We start from the raw sequence: 24,652 nt of genomic DNA, 5'->3' as shown, positions 1-24,652 counted from the left end.
GGCGGTCAGAGGATGCCGGACGGGCTTTCCAGCAGTGCGCGCACCGGGGCGAAGGAGCGCCGGTGGATGGGCGTTGGGCCCAGGCGCTTGAGCGCTTCCAGGTGCACGGGGGTCGGGTAGCCCTTGTGCCCGCCGATGCCGTAGCCCGGGTAGCGGTCTTCCATTTCCTGCATCTCGCGGTCGCGGGCGACCTTGGCGAGGATCGAGGCGGCGGCGATCGCCGGCACGCTGGCATCGCCCTTGATTACCGGAGCGGCCGGCACCTTGAGCTTCGGGCAGCGGTTGCCGTCGATCAGCGCGAGTTTCGGGGTGACGCTCAGGCCCTCCACCGCGCGCTGCATGGCCAGCATGGTGGCATGCAGGATGTTCAGCTGGTCGATTTCCTCGACTTCGGCGCGGGCGATGCACCAGGCCAGGGCCTTCTCGCGAATCTCGTCGAACAGCGCCTCGCGGCGCGCCTCGCTGAGCTTCTTCGAGTCGTTCAGGCCGAGGATCGGGCGCGCGGGGTCGAGGATCACCGCGGCGGTGACCACCGGGCCGCAGAGCGGGCCACGGCCCACCTCGTCGACGCCGGCGACCAGTTCCTCGACCAGTTCGAAGTCCAGGCCCATCTGCATCAGGGTTTCTCCACCAGGGCGAGCACCGCCTCGGCGGCCTGCGCGGACGCATCCTGGCGCAGCGCGCGATGGATGGCGTCGAAGGATTCGGTCTGCGCACTGCCGTCGTCCAGCAGCGGCAACAGGTTTTGCGCCAGGGCCTCGGAGGTCGCCGCGTCCTGGATCAGCTCGGGAGCCAGCAGGCGCCCGGCGAGCAGGTTCGGCAGCGACACGTAGGGGCTCTTCACCAGGCGCTTGAGGATCGAGTAGGTCAGCGGCGCGACCTTGTAGGCGACCACCATCGGCCGCTTGTACAGCAGCGCTTCGAGGGTGGCGGTACCGGAGGCGATCAGCACCGCGTCGCAGGCGGCCAGGGCCTCGTGGGACTGGCCATCGAGCAACAGCAGCGGCAGTTGCCGGCCCTGCAGCATCTGCTCCAGCTGGGCGCGTCGCTCTGGGCTGGCGCAGGGCAGCACGAAGCGCAGGCCCGGGCGCTGCTGCAGCAGGCGTTTGGCGGTGTCGAGGAACAGCGCGCCGAGCTTGCCGACCTCGCCACCCCGGCTACCCGGCAGCAGGGCCACGACCTCGGCCGCCAGCGGCAGACCGAGCTGTGCGCGGGCGGCGGCGCGGTCGGCGTCCAGCGGAATGGTGTTGGCCAGCGGGTGGCCGACGAAGCGCACCGGCACGCCGTGCTCTTCGTAGAATTTCGCTTCGAAGGGGAACAGGGCCAGCATCAGGTCGCAGGCCTGCTTGATCTTCAGCACCCGCTTCTGCCGCCAGGCCCAGACCGAGGGGCTGACGTAGTGCACGGTGCGGATGCCGGCCTGGCGCAGCTTCAGCTCGACGCCGAGGGTGAAATCCGGGGCGTCGATGCCGATAAACACGTCGGGGCGCGCGGCGATCAGGGTGCGGATCAGGTCCTTGCGGCGCTTGAGCAGCTCGCGCAGGCGGCCGAGGACCTCGACCAGGCCCATCACCGCCAGGCGTTCCATGGGGAATTCCGAGACCAGGCCCTGGGCCTGCATGCGCGGACCGCCGACACCGATGAACTCGATGTCGGGGTGGCGCTCGCGCAGGGCCTGCATCAGGCCGGCGCCGAGGATGTCCCCCGACGCCTCGCCCGCTACCAGGGCGACGCGCAGCTTGCCGCTAGCAACCGCCATGTTCAGCGGGTGATGCCGCGGGTGGAGCTCTGGATCGAGCCGCAGAACACCGCGACTTCAGGGAACTGCGCGGCGGATTCGGCCAGCTCGTTGAGCGCCTCTTCCACGGTCAGGCCCTGGCGGTACACCACCTTGTAGGCGCGGCGCAGGGCATGGATCGCCTCGGCGCTGAAACCGCGACGGCGCAGGCCCTCGAAGTTCATGCTGCGCGCCTCGGCGGGGTTGCCGAAGACAGTGACGTAGGCCGGCACGTCCTTGCCGATCGCGGTACCCATGCCGGAGAAGGCGTGGGCGCCGATGCGGCAGAACTGGTGGACCAGGGTGTAGCCGGAGAGGATCGCCCAGTCGTCCACGTGCACGTGGCCGGCCAGCGCGGTGTTGTTGACCAGGATGCAGTGGTTGCCGATCACGCTGTCGTGGCCGATGTGGACATAGGCCATGATCAGGTTGTGGTCGCCGATGGTGGTTTCCGAGCGGTCCTGAACGGTGCCGCGATGGATGGTCACACCCTCGCGGATCACGTTGTGGTCGCCGATCACCAGGCGCGTGGGCTCACCCTTGTACTTCAGGTCGGGAGTGTCCTCGCCGATGCTGGAGAACTGGAAAATCCGGTTGTGTCTGCCGATCTTCGTGGGGCCCTTGAGCACCACGTGCGGACCGATCACCGTACCTTCGCCGATCTCCACATCCGGCCCGACGATGGACCAGGGGCCCACTTCTACGTCGTCGGCCAGTACTGCCCGGGGGTCGATGATGGCGCGAGGATCGATCAAACTCATAGTTTGCGTTCCGCACAGATGATTTCGGCCGAGCACACCGGCTTGTCATCGACGGTGGCGTTGCAATCGAACTTCCAGATGCCGCGCTTGACGCTGATGAACTGGGCGTTGAGCTGCAGCTGGTCGCCCGGCAGCACCGGCTGGCGGAAGCGCAGCTTGTCGGAGCCGACGAAGTAGTACAGGGTGCCGTCGGCCGGCTTCACGTCGAGCATCTTGAAGCCGAGGATGCCGGCCGCCTGGGCCATCGCCTCGATGATCAGCACGCCCGGCATGATCGGATGCTGCGGGAAGTGGCCATTGAAGAACGGCTCGTTGATGCTGACATTCTTGTAGGCGCGAATGCGCTTGCCTTCGATGTCCAGCTCCACCACCCGATCCACCAGCAGGAAAGGGTAGCGATGAGGCAGGTATTCGCGAATCTCGTTGATGTCCATCATGTTCAGGGGAGCCTGTTCAGAAAAGGGAAACGCCAAAAAATGCGTGACTCACGCATCTGATGGAGTGTCTCCGCTTGGGGTCACGGCGGCCAGGCGCTTTTCCAGCTGTTGCAGACGACGTGCCATGTCGTCGAGCTGACGAATACGGGCAGCGCTCTTCTTCCATTCAGCCGCAGGCTGCATGGCCGTGCCGGATGAGTAGGCGCCCGGCTCGGTGATCGAGCGGGTGACCATGGTCATACCGGTGACGAAGACGTTGTCGCAGATCTCGATGTGCCCGACCAGGCCGACGCCGCCGGCGAGCATGCAATGCTTGCCGATCTTGGCGCTGCCGGAAATCCCGCAGCAGCCGGCCATGGCGGTGTGATCGCCGATCTGCACGTTGTGCGCGATCATGATCTGGTTGTCCAGCTTTACGCCGTTGCCAACCAGGGTATCCGACAGCGCACCGCGATCGATGGTGGTGTTGGCGCCGATCTCGACGTCGTCGCCGACGGTTACGCCACCGATCTGGGCAATTTTCAGCCAGGCGCCCTTCTGCTTGGCGAAGCCGAAGCCTTCGCCGCCGAGCACGGCGCCGGACTGGATGACCACGCGCTTGCCGATGCGCACGTCGTGGTACAGGGTCACGCGCGGGGCCAGCCAGCCGCCCTCGCCGATCACGCTGCGCGCGCCGACGAAGCAATGGGCACCCAGGGTGACGCCGGCGGCGATCTGCGCGCCCGCCTCGATCACCACGTAGGGACCGACGCTGGCGTTGGCATCGACGCTGGCGCTGGGGTCGACCACCGCGGTCGGGTGGATACCCGCCGGTGCCTTGGGCTTGGGATCGAACTGGTGCGACAGCCCGGCGTAGGCCAGGTAGGGGTCGGCCACCACCAGCGCGTTGCCGGCGAAGCCTTCGGCGTCGGCCGCGGTGAGCAGCACCGCGCCGGCGTTGGAGTCGACCAGGAACTTGCGGTACTGCGGGTTGGCCAGGAAGCTCAGTTGCTCCGGGCCGGCGTCCTGCAGGGTAGCCAGGCCGTGGATGACCACGGCCGGGTCACCGCGCAGCTCCGCCTGGAGCTGTGCGGCCAGATCGGCGAGGGTATACGACAGCGGGTTCATCATCAGCGCAGCTGGTTCATCCGCTCGATGACCTGGCGGGTGATGTCGTACTGCGGTTTGACGTCGACCACGGCGCCACGCTCGACCACCAGGTCGAAGCCACCTTTCTTGATGGTTTCTTCGACGGCCTGGTCCAGCTTCGGCTTGAGCTTCTTGAGCATCTCGCGGTCAGCCGAGGCCTTGGCTTCGTTCAGCTCCTTGGATTGGAACTGGAAGTCGCGGGCCTTCTGCTTGAAGTCGTTCTCGGCCTTGTCGCGATCGGCCTGGGACATCTTGCTGCCACCGTTGACCAGCTTGTCCTGCAGGGCCTTGGCGTCGGATTCCAGGCCACGCAGCTTGGTCAGCTGGGGACCGAATTTCTTCTCGGCGTCGACGGCGTACTGCTTGGCGGCGTCGGATTCGAGGAGCGCCATCTGATAGTTGAGCACCGCGATCTTCATATCGGCGAACGCGGGGCTCGCCATCAGGGCGGCGGTGATCAGAACGAGCTGGGTCAACTTACGCACAATGCACTCCTGCACAAAGCTAGGTTGTCTATACAACAAATCTTAGAAGGTCTGCCCCAGGGAGAACTGGAAGATCTGGGTTTCCGCGTTGTCCGGCTTCTTGATCGGGGTACCGAGGGCGAAGCTCAGCGGGCCGAGGGCGGTGATCCAGGTCAGGCCGACACCCACGGACATGGCCATGTCGTTCAGCTTGATACCGTCGCAACCCTGGGTGGTGGACAGCGGGCAGTTGGTGTCGAACACGTTACCCACGTCCCAGAACAGCACGGTACGCAGCTGGCTCTGGTCCTTGACGAACGGCAGCGGGAACAGCAGTTCGGCGCCACCGGTGATCATCACGTTACCACCGAAGGCTTGCGGGTCCTGGTCGGGGTCGGTGTAGCGACCCTTGGCGTCCGGACCGGAAACCACGGCACCGGTGGACGGGTCGACCACCCGGCTCGGCGTACTGCGCGGGCCGAGGGAGCTGTCCTTGAAGCCACGCACCGAGTTGAAGCCGCCGGCGTAGTAGTTCTCGTAGAACGGCAGGCGGTCGGTGGAGCCGTAACCGTCGCCGTAGCCCAGCTCGGTGTGGAAGCGCATGGTGTAGCTGTCGGACAGCGGCGCGAAGATCTGGCCACGGTAGTCCAGCTTGTAGAACGACAGGTCGCTGCCGGGGATGGTGGTTTCCAGCACCAGGCTCTGCGAGTGGCCGCGGCTGGCCATCACGCCCTTGTTCAGGGTGGACTCGGACCAGCCGATGGAGGCCTTGTAGTTGGTGAAGCTGTCGCCTTCCTGCTGCAGGAAGTCGAAGATCTCGTCGACGGTGTAGGCGCCGGTGTCGATGGTGTCGCGCTGCACGGTCAGGCCGTAGGTCAGGCGCGAGGTCTCGCTGATCGGGTAGCCGATGCTGACGCCGGCGCCGAGGCTGTTCACCGAGTAGTCGGAAACGTCGACGTCGAGCTTGTCGTAGTCGGTCTTGCGGTAGAAGGCGTTGTAGCCCAGGCTCACGCCGTCGACGGTCCAGTAGGGGTCGACGAAGCCGAAGTTGTAGCGGGTCTGGTAGTCGGACTTGGTCAGGCCGATGCTGACCTTGTTACCGGTACCCAGGAAGTTGTTCTGGCTGATCGAGCCACCGAGGATCAGACCGGCGTCCTGGGCGAAGCCGACGCTGGCGGTGATCGAGCCGGACGGCTGCTCTTCCACGCTGTAGTTGACGTCGACCTGGTCGTCGGTGCCCGGTACGGCCGGGGTCTCGACGTTGACGGTCTTGAAGTAGCCCAGGCGCTCCAGGCGCTGCTTGGACTGGTCGATCAGGTAGGTCGAAGCCCAGCCGCCTTCCATCTGGCGCATCTCGCGACGCAGCACCTGGTCTTCGGTCTTGGTGTTGCCACGGAAGTTGATGCGGTTCACGTAGGCGCGCTTGCCCGGGTCGACCACGTAGGTGATGGACACGGTCTTGTCGTCGTCGTGAGCTTCCGGCACGCCGTTGACGTTGGCGAAGGTGTAACCCTCGTTGCCCAGGCGGCGGGTGATCAGGTCGGAGGTGGAGGTCATCACCTTGCGCGAGAACACCTGGCCGGGCTCGACCAGCATCAGCTTCTTGATTTCTTCTTCCGGCACCTTGAGGTCGCCGGTCAGTTTCACTTCGCGGACCTTGTACTTCTCACCCTCGTTGATGTTGACGGTGATGTAGACGTGTTTCTTGTCCGGCGTGATGGAAACCTGGGTGGACGCGATGTCCATGTGGATGTAGCCGCGGTCCAGGTAGTAGGAGCGCAGGCGTTCCAGGTCGCCGGAGAGCTTCTCGCGGGAGTACTTGTCGTCGTTCTTGAAGAAGGACAGCCAGTTGGTTTCCTTCAGCTCGAACAGGCCTACCAGGTCCTCGTCGGAGAACACGGTATTGCCGACCACGTTGACGTGGGCGATGGCCGCCACCGTGCCTTCGTTGACGGTGATCTTCAGCGCCACGCGGTTGCGCGGCTGCGGGGTGACCTGGGTTTCGATGTTGGCCGAGTAGCGGCCCTGGGCCACGTACTGGCGCTGCAGTTCGTTGCGCACGCCTTCGAGGGTGGCGCGCTGGAAGATCTCGCCTTCGGCCAGGCCGGATTGCTTGAGGCCCTTCATCAGGTCCTCGGTGCTGATCGCCTTGTTGCCTTCGATCTCGATGCTGGAGATGGACGGGCGCTCGACCACGTCGATGACCAGTACGTTGCCGTCGCGGCCGAGGTGGATGTCCTGGAAGAAGCCGGTCTTGAACAGCGAGCGGGTCGCCTCGACCAGGCGTCGATCGTCGATCTGGTCGCCGACGTTGAGCGGCAGCGCGGCGAACACGCTACCGGCGGATACCCGTTGCAAACCATTGACGCGGATGTCGGAAACTGTGAAGGACTCGGCGTGAACCTGGGCGATCATCAGCGCGGAAAGGGCCGCGGGTAACAGAAAGCGTTTCATGGAGTCCTTTTTTTCCAACTGACAAATAAAGAATCTGCCGCAAGAGGCGGCAGATCCGAAAACCAATGGCAGCTACAGTCGACTCAGATCGTTGACCAGGGCCAGCAACATGACCCCGACGACCAGGCTGATGCCGATCTGCATCCCCCAAGCCTGGACCCGCTCGGACAGTGGGCGACCACGCACCCACTCGACCAGGTAGAACAGCAGATGCCCACCATCGAGGACGGGAATCGGCAGCAGGTTGAGAACCCCCAAACTAATGCTCAGATAGGCGAGGAAATGCAGAAAGTCCCCAACGCCGGACTGGGCTGAAGCGCCCGCCACTTTAGCAATGGTTATCGGCCCGCTCAAGTTTTTTACCGAGAGCTGGCCCAGTACCATTTTCTTTAGAGAATCCAGGGTTAGCAGACTCATGGACCAGGTCCGCGAGAGTGCCTCGCCCACCGCGGCGACCGGACCGAAGCGCACCTCGCGGAGCATCTCCGCCGGCCACTGGCCACCTGCCACTCCAGCGCCCAGGTAACCCGCGCGGGCCTTGCCCTCGCCCTTGGCGGCGAGCTTCACGGTGAGCTCGCGGTCCTGGCCGTCGCGCTGCAGCGCCAGGCTCACGGACTGCTCGGGACGGGCGCGAACCCGGTCGACCACCTGCTGCCAGTCGTTCACCGGCTGGCCGTCGATCCGCAACAGGCGGTCGCCGATGGCCAGCCCGGCGGCCTTGCCCGGCCCTTCGGGGTCCAGCTCGGCGATCACCGGCGGCATCGCCGGGCGCCATGGCTGGATGCCGAGGCCACCGATGGGATCGGGGTTTTCCGCGCTTTTCAGCCAATCCCGAATGGGAATCTGGTGCACGACCTGGGCCGTGGAGCCCTGCTCGCGCACGGCCACGCTCAGCTCGCCGGTCTCGCCCAGGCGCCGCACCAGGCGCAGGTTGACCGCGGCCCAGCCGCCCACCGGCTCGCCGTCCACCGCCAGGAGCTCCTGGCCCGCGGCGAGGCCGCCCTGGGCCGCCGGGCTGTCGGCGACGATGGAGCCGATGACCGGGCGCACCTGCTGGGTGCCGAGCATGGCCAGGACCCAGAAGAACAGGATGGCGAGCAGGAAGTTGGCGACGGGGCCGGCGGCCACGATGGCGATGCGCTGGAACACCGTCTTGCGGTTGAAGGCCTGGTCGAGCTGCTCGACCGGCACCTCGCCCTCGCGCTCGTCGAGCATCTTCACGTAGCCGCCCAGCGGGATCGCCGCCACCACGAACTCGGTGCCGTGGCGGTCATGCCAGCGCACCAGCGGCGTGCCGAAGCCGACCGAGAAGCGCAGCACCTTGACCCCGCAGCGACGCGCGACCCAGAAATGGCCGAACTCGTGGAAGGTCACCAGGACGCCGAGGGCAACGACCAGCCCGACGACCATATAGAGTGCACTCATCGTTACCTCCAGCCGGGCCTAGCGGCCGCGGCCATGCAACCAGGATTGTGCCGCTTCGCGCGCGCGGCGGTCGGCCGCCAGCACAGCGTCGAGGCTTTCGACCGGCGCGGCCGCCTCGCGGTTCAGAACCTCATCGATAATAACCGCGATCTCGGTGAAGCGGATGCGCCGTTCGAGGAACGCGGCCACCGCCACTTCGTTGGCGGCGTTGAGCATCGCCGGCGCGCTGCCGCCCTGCTCCGCCGCCTGGCGCGCCAGGCGCAGGCACGGGAAGCGCTGCTCGTCGGGGGCCTGGAAGTCCAGGCGGGCGACGCTGAACAGGTCCAGCGGGGCTACGCCCGAGTCGATGCGCTCGGGCCAGGCCAGGGCGTGGGCGATGGGCGTGCGCATGTCGGGGTTGCCGAGCTGCGCGAGCACCGAGCCGTCCACGTAGTCCACCAGGGAATGGATCACGCTCTGCGGGTGGATCACCACCTCGACCTTCGACGGCGCCGCATCGAACAGCCAGCAGGCTTCGATCAGTTCCAGCCCCTTGTTCATCATGCTGGCCGAGTCGACGGAAATCTTCCGCCCCATGGACCAGTTGGGGTGCGCACAGGCCTGCTCCGGGGAAACCTCGGCCAGCTGCTCCAGAGGCGTCTCGCGGAACGGCCCGCCCGAGGCGGTCAGCAGGATACGCCGCACGCCGACCTGGCCGAGGCCGCGGGCGTAATCGCCGGGCATGCACTGGAAGATCGCGTTGTGCTCGCTATCGATCGGCAGCAGCACGGCGCCATGGGCCTGCACTTCGTGCATGAACAGGGCGCCGGACATCACCAGCGCCTCCTTGTTGGCCAGCAGCACCTTCTTGCCGGCCTGGACCGCCGCCAGCGTGGGCTTCAGGCCAGCGGCGCCGACGATCGCGGCCATCACCACGTCGACCTCCGGATGCCCGGCGACGGCGCAGAGCCCCGCCTCGCCTTCCAGCACCTCGGTGGCCAGGCCGGCATCGCGCAGGGCCTCGCGCAGTTGCCGCGCCTGCTCGGCGCTGGCGACCACGGCGAAGCGCGGCCGGTGGACCAGGCACAGGGCCTGCAGCTCGGCGAGCCGCGAATGACCGCTGATGGCGAAAACGCTGTAACGCTGCGGATGCCGCGCCAGGACGTCCAGGGTGCTCAGGCCGATCGAGCCGGTGGCGCCCAGGACGCAGACCCGCTGCGGCGCGCTCATGGCGTACCCCAGCCGGTCATCCAGAGCAGCACGGTGAACACCGGGATGGCCGCGGTCAGGCTGTCGATGCGGTCGAGGATGCCGCCATGACCGGGCAGCAGGTTGCTGCTGTCCTTCAGGCCGGACTCGCGCTTGAACATGCTTTCGGTAAGGTCGCCGACCACCGACAGCGCCACCACCAGGGCGGCGCCGGGCAGCGCCAGGAGCAGCTCGCGCACCGACCAGTCACGGTAGATGGCGACCGCGAAGGTGATCGCCAGGCTCAGCAGCAGGCCGCCGTAGAAGCCTTCCCAGCTCTTGCCGGGGCTGACCCGCGGGGCCAGCTTGCGCTTGCCGAAGGCCTTGCCGGAGAAATACGCGCCGATGTCGGCGGCCCAGACCAGCACCATCACCGCGACGATCAGCCAGTTGGCCAGCGGCCACTGCTTGAGCACCACCAGGCCCTGCCAGGCCGGCAGCAGGATCAGCAGGCCGATCAGCAGGCGACGCCAGCGGCCACCCCAGCTGGAGGCGCTGTCCGGGTAGGTGAGCACCATGACGGTAGCCAGCAGCCACCAGAGCACCGCCAGTACCAGCACGGCGCCGGCCAGTTGCGGCAGCCAGGACAGCACCAGCATCAGCGCGGCGACCACGGCGGCGTAGGCGACACGCGCCGACTGCTCGTTGTAGCCGGCCAGGCGCGCCCATTCCCAGGCGCCCAGGGTCACCACCAGGCCGATGAACAGGGCGAAGGCGGCGCCATCGAGCAGGAAGAAACCACCCAGCGCGATGGGCAGCAGCACCAGCGCCGTGATGATCCGTTGTTTCAGCATGAAGGGGGAGCCTCGGCCTCCACCTGGTCGCTGGTCTTGCCGAAGCGACGCTGGCGGGTGGCGTAGTCGGCCAGCGCTTCGCGCATCGCCGCGCTCTTGAAGTCCGGCCAGTAGAGATCGGAGAAGTAGAGCTCGGCGTACGCCAGCTGCCACAACAGGAAGTTGCTGATGCGATGCTCGCCGCCGGTGCGGATGCACAGGTCCGGCAGCGGCTGGTCGCCGGTGCTCAGGCAGCCCTGGATCAGCTCGGCGGTGATGTCGTCGGGCGCCAGGTGCCCGGCCTGCACTTCGCGAGCCAGGCGCTGGGCGGCCTGGGTGATGTCCCACTGGCCACCGTAGTTGGCCGCCACCTGCAGCAGCAGGCCGCGGTTGCCGGCGGTCTGGTTCTCCGCCTCGCGCATGGCCGCCTGCAACTCGGGGTGGAAGCGGCTGCGGTCGCCGATGATGCGCAGGCGGATGCCGTGCTCGTCGAGCTTGCGCACCTCACGGCGCAGGGCCATGAGGAAGAGTTCCATCAGCGCGCCGACCTCGTCGATCGGGCGCTGCCAGTTCTCGCTGGAGAACGCGAACAGGGTCAGGACCTGGACGCCGGCCTCGGCGCAGGTCTTGACCACCGCGCGCACCGCGTGGACGCCGGCCTTGTGCCCGGCGACGCCAGGCATCAGGCGTTTCTTCGCCCAGCGGTTGTTGCCGTCCATGATGATGGCCACGTGACGTGGCACCGCGGCCACCGGCTTGGTCTTGTCCATGACTGCAACCTGGCCGTCAGACGGCCATCAGGTCCGCTTCCTTGGCCTCGAGGGCCTTGTCGATCTCAGCGACGAACTTGTCGGTGAGCTTCTGCACGTCGTCACCGGCGCGGCGCTCGTCGTCCTCGCTGATTTCCTTCTCTTTCTGCAGGTCCTTCAGCTGGGCCAGGGCGTCGCGGCGGATGTTGCGCACGGAGACGCGGGCCTGCTCGGCCTCGGCGCGGGCCTGCTTGGTGAAGCCCTTGCGGGTTTCCTCGGTCAGGGCCGGCATCGGCACGCGGATGGTGGTGCCGGCGGTGGCCGGGTTCAGCCCCAGATCGGAAGTCATGATGGCCTTCTCGACGGCCTGGATCATGGTCTTGTCGAACACACTCAGGGCCAGGGTGCGAGAATCCTCGACGGTGACGTTGGCGACCTGGCGCAGCGGGGTGTCGGAACCGTAGTAGGACACCATGACGCTATCCAGGATGCTCGGGTGAGCACGGCCGGTGCGGATCTTGGCGAAGGCGTGGCCCAGGGCCTCCAGCGACTTGCCCATGCGCTCCTGCGCTTCTTTCTTGATCTCGTTGATCATCTCAATCCTCCTCGATCAGGGTGCCTTCGGCACCACCAACAACAATATTCAGCAGCGCGCCCGGCTTGTTCATGTTGAACACCCGCAGCGGCATTTTCTGGTCGCGGCACAGGCAGATGGCGGTCAGGTCCATCACGCCCAGCTTGCGGTCGAGCACTTCATCGTAGGTCAGACGCTCGAACTTCTCGGCGTTCGGGTCCTTGAACGGGTCGGCAGTGTACACACCATCGACCTTGGTCGCCTTCAGCACTACGTCAGCATCTATTTCGATGGCGCGCAGGCAGGCGGCGGAATCGGTAGTGAAGAAGGGGTTGCCGGTGCCGGCGGAGAAGATCACCACTTCGCCGCTGCCCAGGTGGCGCATGGCCTTGCGGCGGTCGTAATGGTCGGTGACGCCGACCATGCTGATGGCCGACATGACGATGGCGGTGATGTTCGAGCGCTCCAGCGCGTCGCGCATGGCCAGGCCGTTCATCACGGTAGCCAGCATGCCCATGTGGTCGCCGGTGACGCGATCCATGCCGGCGGCGGACAGCGCCGCGCCGCGGAACAGGTTGCCGCCGCCGATGACCAGGCCGACCTGGACGCCGATGCCGACCAGTTGGCCGATCTCCAGGGCCATGCGATCGAGGACCTTGGGATCGATACCGAACTCTTCGCTGCCCATCAGGGCTTCGCCGCTCAGTTTTAGAAGAATGCGTTTATAGCGAGGTTGACGAGCGCTCAGCTGCTGAGCCATGACCTTTTTCTCCTGCGGCGATGTGAAATGCGTGGCGCCTGTCCGGGCGCCTGTCGGGGAAGCCTGGCACTACCAGGCTAGCAGCGTCGCGCGCCGACGAATGGCGCGCTGCCGCGGAGACCGCCCCAAGTGGTCTCCCCACTTTGACAAAGAGGCCGCACGCGTAAGCGGGCAGCCTCTTTCGGGGCGACGGTAGGAACCGTCTTACTGCTTGGAAGCGGCTACTTGAGCAGCAACCTCGGCAGCGAAGTCGGCCTCGACCTTCTCGATGCCCTCGCCCACTTCGTAACGTACGAAGGAGACGATTTCGGCGCCGGCTTTCTTGGCCAGGTCACCGACCTTGACTTCCGGATCCTTGACGAACGGCTGCTCGACCAGGCTGGCTTCGGCCAGGAACTTGGAGATACGGCCTTTGACCATGTTCTCCACGATGTTTTCCGGCTTGCCGGCGATCTTGTCGGCGTTCAGGGCCAGGAAGATTTCCTTTTCCTTGGCGACGGCTTCTTCGGAAACCTGCGACGGGTCCAGGAACTGCGGGTTGCTGGCGGCGATATGCATGGCGATGTCACGGGCCAGATCGGCGTTGCCGCCTTTCAGGGTGACCAGAACGCCGATGCGGTGGCCGTGCAGGTAGGCGCCAACCACGTCACCCTCGGTACGGGCCAGACGACGGATGTTGACGTTCTCGCCGCACTTGGCGACCAGCGCCTCGCGAGCGGATTCCTGTTCGGCGATCAGCGGAGCGGCTTCGGTCAGCTTCTGCGCGAAGGCCTTGTCCAGGCTGGCGGCCACGAAGCCTTTGAAATCGTCCTGCAGGGCCAGGAAGTCGGTCTGCGAGTTGACTTCGATGATGGTGGCAGCCTTGGCATCGTCGGCAACCTTGACCGCGATGGAACCTTCGGCGGCGATGTTGCCGGCCTTCTTGGCAGCCTTGATGGCGCCCGAAGCGCGCATGTCGTCAATGGCCTTCTCGATGTCGCCTTCGGCGGCAACCAGGGCCTTCTTGCACTCCATCATGCCCTGGCCAGTGCGCTCGCGCAGTTCTTTAACCAGTGCTGCAGTGATCTCTGCCATTTGCAAATCCTCTTGAGTTGCTCTCAAAACCAGATCGCCCGGCGTGCCGGGCGGAATTCGGGAGTGGCAAAAAGGGGGCCAGGCCCCCTTTTTGCGCACCGCTGGACGTCTGGACGTCCCGGAATCAGCCTTCGGCGGATTCGGCCGGCGCTTCTTCGACGAACTCGTCAGCGCCGCCCTGGGCGTTCTGACGGCCGCGCAGTACGGCTTCGGCCATCGAGCCCAGGTACAGCTGAACGGCGCGGATGGCGTCGTCGTTACCCGGGATGACGTAGTCGACGCCTTCCGGGCTGCTGTTGGTATCGACGATGCCGATGACCGGGATGCCCAGCTTGTTGGCTTCGGTGATGGCGATGCGCTCGTGGTCGACGTCGATCACGAACAGAGCGTCCGGCAGGCCGCCCATGTCCTTGATGCCGCCCAGGCTGCGATCCAGTTTTTCCAGATCACGGCTGCGCATCAGGGCTTCTTTCTTGGTCAGCTTGGCGAAGGTGCCGTCCTGGGCCTGGGTTTCCAGGTCGCGCAGGCGCTTGATCGACTGACGGATGGTCTTGTAGTTGGTGAGCATGCCGCCCAGCCAACGGTGGTCGACGTACGGCATGCCGCAACGAGCGGCTTCTTCGCGAACGATCTTGCCGGCGGAACGCTTGGTGCCGACGAACAGGATCTTGTTCTTGCCCTGGGCCAGGCGCTCAACGAAGGTCAGGGCCTCGTTGAACATCGGCAGGGTTTTTTCCAGGTTGATGATGTGGATCTTGTTGCGCGCGCCGAAAATGAACTTGCCCATTTTCGGGTTCCAGTAACGGGTCTGGTGGCCGAAGTGCACACCGGCCTTCAGCATATCGCGCATGTTGACTTGGGACATGATAGTTCCTCGATAAGTCGGGTTGGGCCTCCATGCATCCCAATGACCAACCCTCGAACGCGTCGAAAGGCACCCAGGTCATCGTGTCGATGCATGTGTGGGTTAGGCTTTCGCGGCCATAGCCTGCAAAAGCGGGGCGCTTTATATCATACAAAGCGGCGCCAGGCTACTGGAAACACCGGTCGAACCGCGTGCGACTTATGACCCGGGGCCCTAAGCTGTTACCATTGTCATTTTCCGCCCGCGTCCGAGAATTCTATGACCGTCACCATCAAGACGCCCGAAGACATCGAGAAAATGCGCATCGCCGGCCGCCTGGCCGCCGAAGTGCTGGAAATGATCGGCGAGCACGTCAAGCCCGGGGTCACCACCGACGAGCTGGACCGCATCTGCCACGACTATATAGTCAACGTCCAGCAGGCCATTCCCGCGCCGCTGAACTACAAGGGCTTCCCCAAGTCCATCTGCACCTCGATCAACCACGTGGTGTGCCACGGCATTCCCAACGAGAAGCCGCTGAAGGACGGCGACGTCGTCAACATCGACGTCACCGTGATCAAGGATGGCTACCACGGCGACACCAGCAAGATGTTCTCCGTCGGCAAGGTCGCCGAGTGGGCCGAGCGCCTCAGCCACGTCACCCAGGAATGCCTGTACAAGGGCATCGCCCTGGTCAAGCCGGGCGCGCACCTGGGCGATATCGGCGAGGTGATCCAGAAGTACGCCGAGAAGAACGGCTTCTCGGTGGTCCGCGAGTACTGCGGCCACGGCATCGGCAAGGTGTTCCACGAGGAGCCCCAGGTGCTGCACTACGGTCGCGCCGGCACCGGCCTGGAGCTCAAGGAGGGGATGATCTTCACCATCGAGCCGATGATCAACCAGGGCCGCCCGGAAACCCGCCTGCTGGGCGACGGCTGGACCGCCATCACCAAGGACCGCAAGCTCTCCGCCCAGTGGGAGCACACCATCCTGGTGACCGCCGACGGCTACGAGATCCTGACCCTGCGCAACGACGAGAGCATCGCCCGCGTCGCGCCGTAAGCGCCGTTTGCAATCTCGCCGACGGCTGGGTAGAACATAGAAATCCCGGCCCGGCACCGTCGCCGGGCCTGGCGCCGCGCGCCCAGGCCCGACCGACCGCTTGCCCCTGCCCTCCCCCATCCCAGAATCAGGAAGGCCGCCATGCCGCAGGTGGATCCCGAGTTGTTCGACCGTGGGCAGTTCCAGGCGGAACTGGCCCTGAAATCCAGCCCTATCGCCGCCTTCAAGAAGGCCATCCGCCAGGCCAACGAGGTGCTCGACGCGCGCTTCAACGGCGGCCGCGACATCCGCCGGCTGATCGAGGACCGCGCCTGGTTCGTCGACCAGATCCTGCAGCAGGCCTGGCAGCGCTTCGACTGGAGCGAGGACGCCGACATCGCGCTGGTGGCGGTGGGCGGCTACGGCCGTGGCGAACTGCACCCGCATTCGGACATCGACATCCTGGTGCTGCTCGACAGCGAGGACCAGGAAGTCTTCCGCGAGCCCATCGAGGGCTTCCTCACCCTGCTCTGGGACATCGGCCTGGAAGTCGGCCAGAGCGTGCGCTCGGTGGCCGAATGCGCCGAGGAGGCGCGCGCCGACCTGACGGTGGTGACCAACCTGATGGAGTGCCGGACCATCTCCGGCCCCGACCACCTGCGCCTGCGCATGCTCGACGCCACGGCGAGCAGCCAGATGTGGCCCAGCGGCCAGTTCTTCATGGCCAAGCGCAAGGAACAGATTCACCGCCACACCAAATACAACGACACCGAGTACAACCTCGAGCCCAACGTCAAGGGCTCGCCGGGCGGGCTGCGCGACATCCAGACCATCCTCTGGGTGGCCCGCCGCCACTTCGGCAGCCTCAACCTGCACGCGCTGGTCAAGGAAGGCTTCCTGGTGGAGAGCGAGTCCAGCGTGCTGGCCTCCTGCCAGGAGTTCCTCTGGAAGGTCCGCTATGCCCTGCACATGCTCGCCGGGCGCGCCGAGGACCGCCTGCTGTTCGACCACCAGCGGCGCATCGCCGGGCTGCTCGGCTACCAGGACAACGACGCCAAGCTCGCGGTCGAGCGCTTCATGCAGAAGTACTATCGGGTGGTGATGGCGGTTTCCGAGCTGAACGACCTGATCATGCAGCACTTCGAGGAAGTCATCCTGCGCGCCGGCGAAGGCGGCCGGGTGACCCCGCTGAACGGGCGCTTCCAGGTGCGCGACGGCTACCTCGAGGTGACCAACGCCAACGTCTTCAAGCGCACCCCCTTCGCCCTCCTGGAAATCTTCGTGCTGATGGCCCAGCACCCGGAGATCAAGGGCGTGCGCGCCGACACCATCCGCCTGCTGCGCGACAGCCGGCACCTGATCGACGACGACTTCCGCCACGACATCCGCAACACCAGCCTGTTCATCGAGCTGTTCAAGTGCAAGGAAGGCATCCACCGCAACCTGCGGCGGATGAACCGCTACGGCATCCTCGGCCGCTACCTGCCGGAGTTCGGCCTGATCATCGGGCAGATGCAGCACGACCTGTTCCACATCTATACCGTGGACGCCCACACCCTCAACCTGATCAAGCACCTGCGCAAGCTGCAGCGCCCGGACATGGCCGAGAAGTACCCGCTGGCCAGCAAGATCATGGAGCGCCTGCCCAAGCCCGAGCTGATCTACCTCGCCGGGCTCTACCACGACATCGCCAAGGGCCGTGGCGGCGACCACTCGGAACTGGGTGCGGTCGACGCCGAGCAGTTCTGCCAGCGCCACCAGTTGCCGCAGTGGGACACCCAACTGGTCAGCTGGCTGGTGCAGAACCACCTGGTGATGTCCACCACCGCGCAGCGCAAGGACCTCTCCGACCCGCAGGAAATCTTCGACTTCGCCCAGCTGGTCGGCGACCAGACCCGCCTGGACTACCTCTACGTGCTCACCGTGGCCGACATCAACGCCACCAACCCGAGCCTGTGGAACTCCTGGCGCGCCAGCCTGCTGCGGCAGCTCTACACCGAGACCAAGCGCGCCCTGCGCCGTGGCCTGGAGAACCCGCTGGACCGCGAGGAGCAGATTCGCCAGACGCAGAGCGCGGCCATCGACATCCTGGTCCGCGACGGTATCGACCAGGACGACGCCGAGCAGCTCTGGAGCCAGCTGGGCGACGACTACTTCCTGCGCCACAGCGCCGCCGACGTGGCCTGGCACACCGAGGCCATCCTCCAGCACCCGGACGACGGCACGCCGCTGGTGCTGATCAAGGAAACCACCCAGCGCGAATTCGAGGGCGGCACCCAGATCTTCATCTACGCCGCCGACCAGCACGACTTCTTCGCCGTGACCGTGGCGGCGATGGACCAGCTCAACCTGAACATCCAGGACGCCCGGATCATCACGTCCACCAGCCTGTTCACCCTCGACACCTACGTGGTGCTCGACGCCGACGGCGGCTCGATCGGCGACAACCCGCAGCGCAAGACCGAGATCCGCCAGGGCCTGGTTGACGCGCTGAAAGACCCGGACGACTACCCGAACATCATCCAGCGCCGCGTACCCCGGCAGCTCAAGCACTTCGCCTTCGCGCCGCTGGTGACCATTTCCACCGACGCCGCGCGCCAGGTCAGCGTGCTCGAAGTCATCGCCCCAGACCGCCCCGGCCTGCTGGCGCGCATCGGCGGGCTGTTCCTCGACTTCGACCTGTCGGTGCAGAACGCCAAGATCGCCACCCTCGGCGAGCGCGTGGAAGACGTGTTCTACGTCACCGACGCGCACAACCAGCCACTCTCCGACCCGGAACTGTGCAAGCGATTGCAGGCAGCCCTGGTCGAGCAACTGTCACAGGCCAACGGTCAGGAAACCGTTCCGGTCCGTATCAGCATCTGACGAGTCGATACTCCATGAGTCCTGCCATGAACCCCGCCCTCGACCAGCTCCAGCCCTACCCCTTCGAGAAGCTTCGCGCCCTGCTCGCCGGCGCCCAGCCGCCGGCCGGCCTGGCGCACATCGCGCTGTCCATCGGCGAGCCCAAGCACCGCTCGCCCGAATTCGTCGCCAAGGCCCTGGCCGACAGCCTCGACCAGCTCGCGGTGTACCCGACCACCCTGGGCCTGCCGGCCCTGCGCGAAGCCATCGCCGCCTGGTGCGAGCGCCGCTTCGGCGTGCCCGCCGGCTGGCTCGACGCGGCCCGCCACGTGCTGCCGGTGAACGGCACCCGCGAGGCGCTGTTCGCCTTCACCCAGACCGTGGTCGACCGCAGCAAGGACGGCCTGGTGGTCAGCCCCAACCCGTTCTACCAGATCTACGAAGGCGCGGCCCTGCTGGCCGGCGCGCAGCCGCACTACCTGGCCTGCCGCGCCGAGAACGGCTTCAACCCGGACTTCGACGCGGTGCCGGTGGAGGTCTGGAAACGCTGCCAGATCCTCTTCCTCTGCTCGCCGGGCAACCCCACCGGCGCGCTGGTGCCGCTGGAAACCCTGAAAAAGCTGATCGCCCTGGCCGACGAACACGACTTCGTGATCGCCGCCGACGAGTGCTACAGCGAGCTGTACTTCGACGAAGGCAACCCGCCGCCGGGCCTGCTCAGCGCCTGCGCCGCGCTGGGCCGTTCGGACTTCAAGCGCTGCGTGGTGTTCCACAGCCTGTCCAAGCGCTCCAACCTGCCGGGCCTGCGCTCGGGCTTCGTCGCCGGCGACGCCGAGGTGCTGAAGAAATTCCTCCTGTACCGCACCTACCACGGCTGCGCGATGCCGGTGCAGACCCAACTGGCGAGCGTCGCCGCCTGGAAGGACGAGGACCACGTGCGCGCCAACCGCGACCTGTACCGCGAGAAGTTCGACGCCGTGCTGGACATCCTCGGCGGCGTGCTCGACGTGCAGCGCCCGGACGGCAGCTTCTACCTGTGGGCGAAGACGCCCATCGCCGACACCGAGTTCTGCCGCGGCCTGTTCGACCGGCAGCACGTCACCGTGGTGCCGGGCTCCTATCTTTCGCGCGAAGTCGACGGCGAGAACCCCGGCGCCAACCGCGTGCGCATGGCGCTGGTCGCGCCGCTGGCCGAGTGCGTGGAAGCGGCCGAGCGGATCAAGCGGTTCGTCCAGGGTCTCTGACCCGGCAAGCGGCGGATAACGCCGCAGGCGTTGTCCGCCCTACGCCGAGGCCATCCGTGACGTAGGGCGAATAACCGTTCGCGGTTATCCGCCGTTTCACCTGATCGGAGCCGCTACACCCAGCGCGCGGCCTTGCTGGTCAGCCAGGCTTCCTGGGAGTCCAGCTCGCCGAGCACCTTGCGCATGGTCTCGTCGTCCAGCAGGTTTTCCCGGCGCAGGTGGTACAGCTCCAGGCGTTGCGCGCGCAGCGCCTTGATGCGCAGCGCCTGGTCGGCCACTTCCAGGCTGCGCGCGCGCTGCCGGGCTTCGGCGCTGTCCGGCGCCGGGTCCAGTTGCTGGCGGTACTCGGCCATCAGCCGCGCCTTCAGCTCGGCCAGCCGCGCCGCCTCCTCCGCATCGACCCTCTCGCCCGCCGGCAGCTCTTCCTTCTCCAGCATGTGGATGGCCGCCACCGCCGTGCGCCGCCACACCGAGCGGTACTCCAGCTCGGTCTGGTCGTTGCTGGCCACCGGCAGGCCCTTGAGCAGCACCGGCAGGCCCAGGGTAGCGGCCAGCAGCGATACCAGGATGACCCCGGCGGCAATGAAGATGATCAGGTCACGCTGCGGGAAGTCCTGGCCATTGCCCAGCAGCAATGGCACCGAGAGTACGCCGGCCAGGGTCACGGCCCCACGCACCCCGCCCAGCGCGGAGATCGCCGACAGGCGCAGCACCGGCTCGCCCGGCCGGCCGCCCAGCTCGATGCCCCACCAGCGCTCCACCCGCAGCGACAGCTTCCAGTAGCACCAGACCCAGGCGAAGCGCAGCAGGATCAGCACGGCGTACACCGCCAGCACGTACAACGCCAGCTGCGAGTAGCGCCACAGGCTGTCGCCGGCGTGGTGGGTGACCGACTTGAGGATGTCCGGCAACTGCAGGCCGAGCAGCAGGAACACCACGCCGTTGAAGGCGAACTCCAGCATCGACCAGACGCTGCGGTTGAGCACGCGGGTGCTGGTCTGCCGGGGCAGCAGGTCGGTCCAGCTCTGCATCATGCCCGCCGCCACCGCCGCGAGGATGCCGGACACGCCGACTTCCTCGGCGACCATGTACACGGCGAAGGGCAACAGCAGCATCAGCACCACGTGGGTGGCCGGGTCGTCCCAGCCGCGGCGGATCATCCAGCCACGGATGCGCCCCAGCGACCAGCTCAGCAGCACGCCGCAGGCGAGGCCGCCGACCGCCACGAAGAGGAAGCTCAGGCTGGCGTCGAACAGCGAGAAGGTGCCGGTCATGGCCGCCGCCACGGCGAACTTGAACGCCACCAGGCCGGACGCGTCGTTCATCAGCGCCTCGCCCTGCAGCACATGCATCAGCCGGCGCGGCAGGCGGTTCTGGGCGATCGCCGAAACCGCCAGGGCGTCGGTCGGCGACAGTACGGCGGCCAGGGCGAAGGCCGCCGCCCAGGGAATCTCCGGGATCATCAGGTGGATGAAGGCGCCGCCGCCGGCCACGGTGAACAGCACCAGGGCGAAGGCCATGGTCAGGATCGGCCAGCGCATCCGCCAGAACTCGCCCTTGGGCATGCGCCAACCGTCGGCGAACAGCAGCGGCGGGATGAACAGGAACATGAACAGTTCCGGGTCCAGCGCCACGTGCAGCCCCAGGCTCGGCCAGGCCAGCAGCGCCCCGGAGGCGATCTGGATCAATGGCAGCGGCAACGGCAGCAGCTGCGCCACCAGGCGGGTGCCGCCGACCACCAGCAGCAGGATGAGCACGGTGTACACGGTTTGCATCGACGATCTCCCAGTCGCCAGGTCGGGGCGCCCAATTGGAACATCCAGAGACGCCCTTAATCAGCCCCCAAGTCAGCAATAGACTGTTGCAATCGTGAAAGGCCGGCACCCCCTCCCCCGCCCCCCGCAAGCGCGGCGGAAAATGGCATAATCCCGCGCTTGCTTAAGGAACGACGAGGAGCGCCGCCCGTGACCCAGCGGACCATCTACGGCATCAAAGCCTGCGACACCATGAAGAAAGCCCGTACCTGGCTCGAGGAGCATGGCGTCGACTACGCCTTCCACGACTACAAGACTAGCGGAATAGACCGCGCGCACCTGCAGCAATGGTGCGCCGAGCATGGCTGGCAGACGGTACTCAACCGCGCCGGCACCACCTTCCGCAAGCTCGACGAGGCGCAGAAAGCCGACCTCGACGAGACCCGCGCGATCGAGCTGATGCTCGCCCAGCCGTCGATGATCAAACGCCCGGTGCTCGACCTCGGCGACCGTACCCTGGTCGGCTTCAAGCCCGACGCCTACGCCGCCGCGCTGGCCTGACCCTTTTCCACCGTTTTTTCGAGGAACCGCACATGTCCCAATCCCTGTTCAGCCTGGCCTTCGGCGTCGGCACCCAGAACCGCCAGGGCGCCTGGCTGGAAGTCTTCTACGCACAGCCGCTGCTGAACCCCGGCGCCGACGTGGTCGCCGCCGTGGCGCCGATCCTCGGCTACGAAGCCGGCAACCAGGCCGTCGCCTTCAGCAACCAGCAGGCCTACCAGCTGGCCGACGCCCTGAAGACCCTGGCCCCGGCCCAGGCCGCGCTGCTCAACCGCCTGGCCGAAAGCCAGAAGCCGCTGGTCGCCACCCTGCTGGCCGAAGACGCCGCGCCCGCCTCCACCCCCGAGGCCTACCTGAAGCTGCACCTGCTCTCGCACCGCCTGGTCAAGCCGCACGGCGTCAACCTGGCGGGCATCTTCCCGCTGCTGCCGAACGTGGCCTGGACCAACATCGGCGCCGTCGACCTGGCCGAGCTGGCCGAGCTGCAACTGGAAGCGCGCCTGAAGGGCAAGCTGCTGGAAGTCTTCTCGGTGGACAAGTTCCCGAAAATGACCGACTACGTGGTCCCGGCCGGCGTGCGCATCGCCGACACCGCCCGCGTGCGCCTGGGCGCCTACATCGGCGAAGGCACCACCGTGATGCACGAAGGCTTCGTCAACTTCAACGCCGGCACCGAAGGTCCCGGCATGATCGAAGGCCGCGTCTCCGCTGGCGTGTTCGTCGGCAAGGGCTCGGACCTGGGCGGCGGCTGCTCGACCATGGGCACCCTGTCCGGCGGCGGCAACATCGTCATCAGCGTCGGCGAAGGCTGCCTGATCGGCGCCAACGCCGGCATCGGCATCCCGCTGGGCGACCGCAACATCGTCGAAGCCGGCCTGTACGTCACCGCCGGCACCAAGATCGCCCTGCTCGACGACCAGAACAACCTGGTCAAGGTGGTCAAGGGCCGCGAGCTTGCCGGCCAGCCGGACCTGCTGCTGCGCCGCAACTCGCAGACCGGCGCGGTCGAGTGCAAGACCAACAAGACCGCCATCGAGCTGAACGAAGCGCTGCACGCGCACAACTGATCCGACCGCCCGTTCGCGGGCGGCGGTTCTAAGCTATGAAGCGGGGGCTGCGGCCCCCGTTTTCCATTGCCGCGAACGATTCACGCCCATGCCCATGATCTCGCCCTGGCGCTCCGCCTTCCCCGCCCTCGCCGCCCTCGACGGCGAGGCGCAGACCTACCTGGACAGCGCCGCCACCGCGCAGAAGCCGCAGGCCATGCTCGACGCCCTGGCCGGCTACTACGCCGGCGGCGCCGCCAACGTGCACCGCGCCCAGCACCTGCCGGGCGAGCGCGCCACCCGCGCCTTCGAAGCGACCCGCGCGCAGCTGGCGCGCTGGCTCGACGGCGGCGTCCCGGAACAGGTGGTGTTCACCCACGGCGCCACTGCGGCGCTGAACCTGCTGGCCTATGGCCTGGAGCCGCTGTTCGGCGAAGGCGACGAGATCGTCATCAGCGCCCTGGAACACCACGCCAACCTGCTGCCCTGGCAGCAACTGGCGCTGCGCCGGGGGGCGAAGCTGGTGGTGCTGCCGCTGGACGACCGCGGGGTGATCGACCTGGAGGCCGCGGCCCGGCTGATCGGCCCGCGCACCCGCCTGCTGGCGGTGAGCCAGCTGTCCAACGTGCTCGGCACCTGGCAGCCGCTGCCGGAGCTTCTGGCCCTGGCCCGCGCGCAAGGCGCGCTGAGCGTGGTGGATGGCGCCCAGGGCGTGGTCCACGGCCGCCACCGCCTGGCGCAGCTGGGCTGCGATTTCTACGTGTTCTCCAGCCACAAGCTCTACGGTCCGGACGGCCTCGGCGTGCTCTGGGGTCGCCCGGAAGCCCTGGCGCGGCTGCGCCACTGGCAGTTCGGCGGCGAGATGGTGCAGAACGCCGACTACGACGGCGCGCACTTCCGCCCGCCGCCGCTGGGCTTCGAGGCCGGCACCCCGGCCATCGGCGCGGTGATCGCCCTTGGCGCCACGCTGGACTGGCTCGGCCGCCAGGACGCGGCGGAAATGGCCACCCACGAGGCGCTGCTGCACGCCCACCTGCTCGCCGGCCTGCGCGCCCGCGACGGCGTGCGCCTGCTGGGCGAGCCCCAGGTGGCGCTGGCCAGCTTCACGGTGGAAGGCGTGCACAGCGCCGACCTTTCCCACCTGCTCACCGAGCAGGGCGTGGCGGTGCGCGCCGGGCACCATTGCGCCATGCCGCTGCTCAAGCGCCTCGGGCTGCCGGGGGCGATCCGCGTCTCCCTGGGGCTGTACAACGACGGCGCCGACCTGGAGCGCTTCTTCCAGGCCCTCGACGGCGCCCTGGAGCTGCTGCGATGAACCTGCCCGAAGCTGCCCGCCAGGCCCTGGAAAGCTTCGCCGGACAGGCCTCCTGGGAACAGCGCGCGCGCCTGCTGATGCAGTGGGGCGACAGGCTGGAGCCGCTGGGCGAGGAAGAACGCAACGAAACCAACCGTGTGCACGGCTGCGAAAGCCTGGTCTGGCTGCTGGCCGAACAGCGCGACGGCACCTGGCACTTCCGCGCCACCAGCGACGCGCGCCTGCTGCGCGGGTTGATCGCGTTGCTGCTGGTGCGAGTGCAGGGGCTGCCGGCAGAGGAGCTGGCGCGGATCGATCTGGCGCATTGGTTCAACGAGCTGGGCCTGGGCCGTCAGCTTTCGCCTTCGCGCAGCAATGGATTGAATGCGGTGCTGACGCGGATGCGCGAACTGATCAAAAC

The 24,652-nt window shown here is 66.8% G+C and carries 23 protein-coding genes; 7 read left to right on the top strand and 16 right to left on the bottom strand.

Annotation, left to right across the window (positions count from 1 at the left end):
• Nucleotides 1-5: 5 nt before the first annotated feature.
• From rnhB to rpsB, 15 genes are all read right to left on the bottom strand, one after another.
• Nucleotides 6-617 carry a ribonuclease HII gene (gene rnhB, locus P3W75_RS25525; RefSeq protein ID WP_276230108.1) on the bottom strand — a complete coding sequence of 204 codons (612 nt, stop codon included), beginning with the start codon at nucleotides 615-617 and terminating at the stop codon, nucleotides 6-8.
• Complete coding sequence (gene lpxB / locus P3W75_RS25520; RefSeq protein WP_276230107.1) at nucleotides 617-1,759, bottom strand: lipid-A-disaccharide synthase; 1,143 nt, start codon at nucleotides 1,757-1,759, stop codon at nucleotides 617-619. Before lpxB ends, rnhB begins: the two co-directional genes overlap by 1 nt.
• A 2-nt stretch (nucleotides 1,760-1,761) precedes the next feature.
• On the bottom strand, nucleotides 1,762-2,538 hold the full coding sequence (lpxA, locus tag P3W75_RS25515; RefSeq protein ID WP_276230106.1) for an acyl-ACP--UDP-N-acetylglucosamine O-acyltransferase: 777 nt from the start codon (nucleotides 2,536-2,538) through the stop codon (nucleotides 1,762-1,764).
• Nucleotides 2,535-2,975, bottom strand: a complete 441-nt coding sequence (gene fabZ / locus P3W75_RS25510; protein WP_276230105.1) for a 3-hydroxyacyl-ACP dehydratase FabZ — start codon at nucleotides 2,973-2,975, stop codon at nucleotides 2,535-2,537. The genes lpxA and fabZ overlap by 4 nt, the downstream gene beginning before the upstream one ends.
• A gap of 48 nt (nucleotides 2,976-3,023) precedes the next feature.
• Nucleotides 3,024-4,085 carry a UDP-3-O-(3-hydroxymyristoyl)glucosamine N-acyltransferase gene (gene lpxD / locus P3W75_RS25505; protein ID WP_276230104.1) on the bottom strand — a complete coding sequence of 354 codons (1,062 nt, stop codon included), beginning with the start codon at nucleotides 4,083-4,085 and terminating at the stop codon, nucleotides 3,024-3,026.
• Nucleotides 4,085-4,588: an OmpH family outer membrane protein gene (locus P3W75_RS25500; RefSeq protein ID WP_276230103.1), complete on the bottom strand. Its 504-nt coding sequence runs from the start codon at nucleotides 4,586-4,588 to the stop codon at nucleotides 4,085-4,087. Before P3W75_RS25500 ends, lpxD begins: the two co-directional genes overlap by 1 nt.
• A 42-nt stretch (nucleotides 4,589-4,630) precedes the next feature.
• On the bottom strand, nucleotides 4,631-7,021 hold the full coding sequence (gene bamA, locus P3W75_RS25495; RefSeq protein ID WP_276230102.1) for an outer membrane protein assembly factor BamA: 2,391 nt from the start codon (nucleotides 7,019-7,021) through the stop codon (nucleotides 4,631-4,633).
• Nucleotides 7,022-7,093: 72 nt separating this feature from the next.
• Complete coding sequence (gene rseP / locus P3W75_RS25490) at nucleotides 7,094-8,446, bottom strand: sigma E protease regulator RseP (protein WP_276230101.1); 1,353 nt, start codon at nucleotides 8,444-8,446, stop codon at nucleotides 7,094-7,096.
• A gap of 18 nt (nucleotides 8,447-8,464) precedes the next feature.
• The gene (ispC, locus tag P3W75_RS25485) at nucleotides 8,465-9,655 is read right to left on the bottom strand and encodes a 1-deoxy-D-xylulose-5-phosphate reductoisomerase (RefSeq protein WP_276230100.1); all 1,191 of its coding nucleotides are present in this window, start codon (nucleotides 9,653-9,655) and stop codon (nucleotides 8,465-8,467) included.
• Nucleotides 9,652-10,467: a phosphatidate cytidylyltransferase gene (locus P3W75_RS25480; RefSeq protein ID WP_276230099.1), complete on the bottom strand. Its 816-nt coding sequence runs from the start codon at nucleotides 10,465-10,467 to the stop codon at nucleotides 9,652-9,654. Before P3W75_RS25480 ends, ispC begins: the two co-directional genes overlap by 4 nt.
• Nucleotides 10,461-11,216, bottom strand: a complete 756-nt coding sequence (gene uppS, locus P3W75_RS25475; RefSeq protein ID WP_276230098.1) for a polyprenyl diphosphate synthase — start codon at nucleotides 11,214-11,216, stop codon at nucleotides 10,461-10,463. Before uppS ends, P3W75_RS25480 begins: the two co-directional genes overlap by 7 nt.
• A gap of 16 nt (nucleotides 11,217-11,232) precedes the next feature.
• Entirely contained in the window at nucleotides 11,233-11,790 is a 558-nt protein-coding gene (gene frr, locus P3W75_RS25470; RefSeq protein WP_276230097.1) for a ribosome recycling factor, read from the bottom strand.
• Nucleotide 11,791: 1 nt separating this feature from the next.
• Nucleotides 11,792-12,529, bottom strand: a complete 738-nt coding sequence (pyrH, locus tag P3W75_RS25465; RefSeq protein ID WP_043249900.1) for a UMP kinase — start codon at nucleotides 12,527-12,529, stop codon at nucleotides 11,792-11,794.
• Between the two features lie 204 nt (nucleotides 12,530-12,733).
• Entirely contained in the window at nucleotides 12,734-13,603 is an 870-nt protein-coding gene (gene tsf / locus P3W75_RS25460) for a translation elongation factor Ts (protein WP_276230096.1), read from the bottom strand.
• A gap of 124 nt (nucleotides 13,604-13,727) precedes the next feature.
• Nucleotides 13,728-14,468, bottom strand: coding sequence for a 30S ribosomal protein S2 (gene rpsB, locus P3W75_RS25455; RefSeq protein WP_276230095.1), 741 nt, complete (start codon nucleotides 14,466-14,468; stop codon nucleotides 13,728-13,730).
• A 258-nt stretch (nucleotides 14,469-14,726) separates the two neighbouring features.
• Between rpsB and map the strand changes: the two genes are divergently transcribed.
• The 3 genes from map (at nucleotide 14,727) to dapC (ending at nucleotide 19,576) form a co-directional block, all read left to right on the top strand.
• A complete protein-coding gene (gene map, locus P3W75_RS25450; protein WP_276230094.1) occupies nucleotides 14,727-15,509 on the top strand; it encodes a type I methionyl aminopeptidase in 783 nt (260 codons plus the stop codon).
• Nucleotides 15,510-15,650: 141 nt separating this feature from the next.
• The gene (locus P3W75_RS25445) at nucleotides 15,651-18,353 is read left to right on the top strand and encodes a [protein-PII] uridylyltransferase (protein ID WP_276230093.1); all 2,703 of its coding nucleotides are present in this window, start codon (nucleotides 15,651-15,653) and stop codon (nucleotides 18,351-18,353) included.
• A 26-nt stretch (nucleotides 18,354-18,379) separates the two neighbouring features.
• A complete protein-coding gene (dapC, locus tag P3W75_RS25440; RefSeq protein ID WP_276230092.1) occupies nucleotides 18,380-19,576 on the top strand; it encodes a succinyldiaminopimelate transaminase in 1,197 nt (398 codons plus the stop codon).
• 113 nt (nucleotides 19,577-19,689) lie between these two features.
• On the opposite strand, the gene P3W75_RS25435 is transcribed toward dapC, so the two are convergent.
• A complete protein-coding gene (locus tag P3W75_RS25435) occupies nucleotides 19,690-21,351 on the bottom strand; it encodes a Na+/H+ antiporter (protein WP_276230091.1) in 1,662 nt (553 codons plus the stop codon).
• Nucleotides 21,352-21,540: 189 nt separating this feature from the next.
• Between P3W75_RS25435 and P3W75_RS25430 the strand changes: the two genes are divergently transcribed.
• From P3W75_RS25430 to P3W75_RS25415, 4 genes are all read left to right on the top strand, one after another.
• Nucleotides 21,541-21,891, top strand: a complete 351-nt coding sequence (locus P3W75_RS25430) for an ArsC family reductase (protein ID WP_276230090.1) — start codon at nucleotides 21,541-21,543, stop codon at nucleotides 21,889-21,891.
• A gap of 32 nt (nucleotides 21,892-21,923) precedes the next feature.
• Nucleotides 21,924-22,958: a 2,3,4,5-tetrahydropyridine-2,6-dicarboxylate N-succinyltransferase gene (gene dapD / locus P3W75_RS25425; RefSeq protein WP_276230089.1), complete on the top strand. Its 1,035-nt coding sequence runs from the start codon at nucleotides 21,924-21,926 to the stop codon at nucleotides 22,956-22,958.
• Nucleotides 22,959-23,046: 88 nt separating this feature from the next.
• Nucleotides 23,047-24,252 (top strand): aminotransferase class V-fold PLP-dependent enzyme, encoded by a 1,206-nt coding sequence (locus P3W75_RS25420; RefSeq protein ID WP_276230088.1) that lies wholly within the window; start codon nucleotides 23,047-23,049, stop codon nucleotides 24,250-24,252.
• A partial coding sequence (locus P3W75_RS25415; RefSeq protein ID WP_276230087.1) for a SufE family protein occupies nucleotides 24,249-24,652 on the top strand: 404 nt, incomplete at its 3' end. The genes P3W75_RS25420 and P3W75_RS25415, both read left to right, overlap by 4 nt.

Source organism: Pseudomonas citronellolis (genome assembly GCF_029335315.1).
In the GTDB taxonomy this organism is placed as follows: domain Bacteria; phylum Pseudomonadota; class Gammaproteobacteria; order Pseudomonadales; family Pseudomonadaceae; genus Pseudomonas; species Pseudomonas citronellolis_A.
The sequence above is the reverse complement of the archived record's forward strand: the minus strand, read 5'-3'. Positions and strand labels throughout refer to the sequence as shown.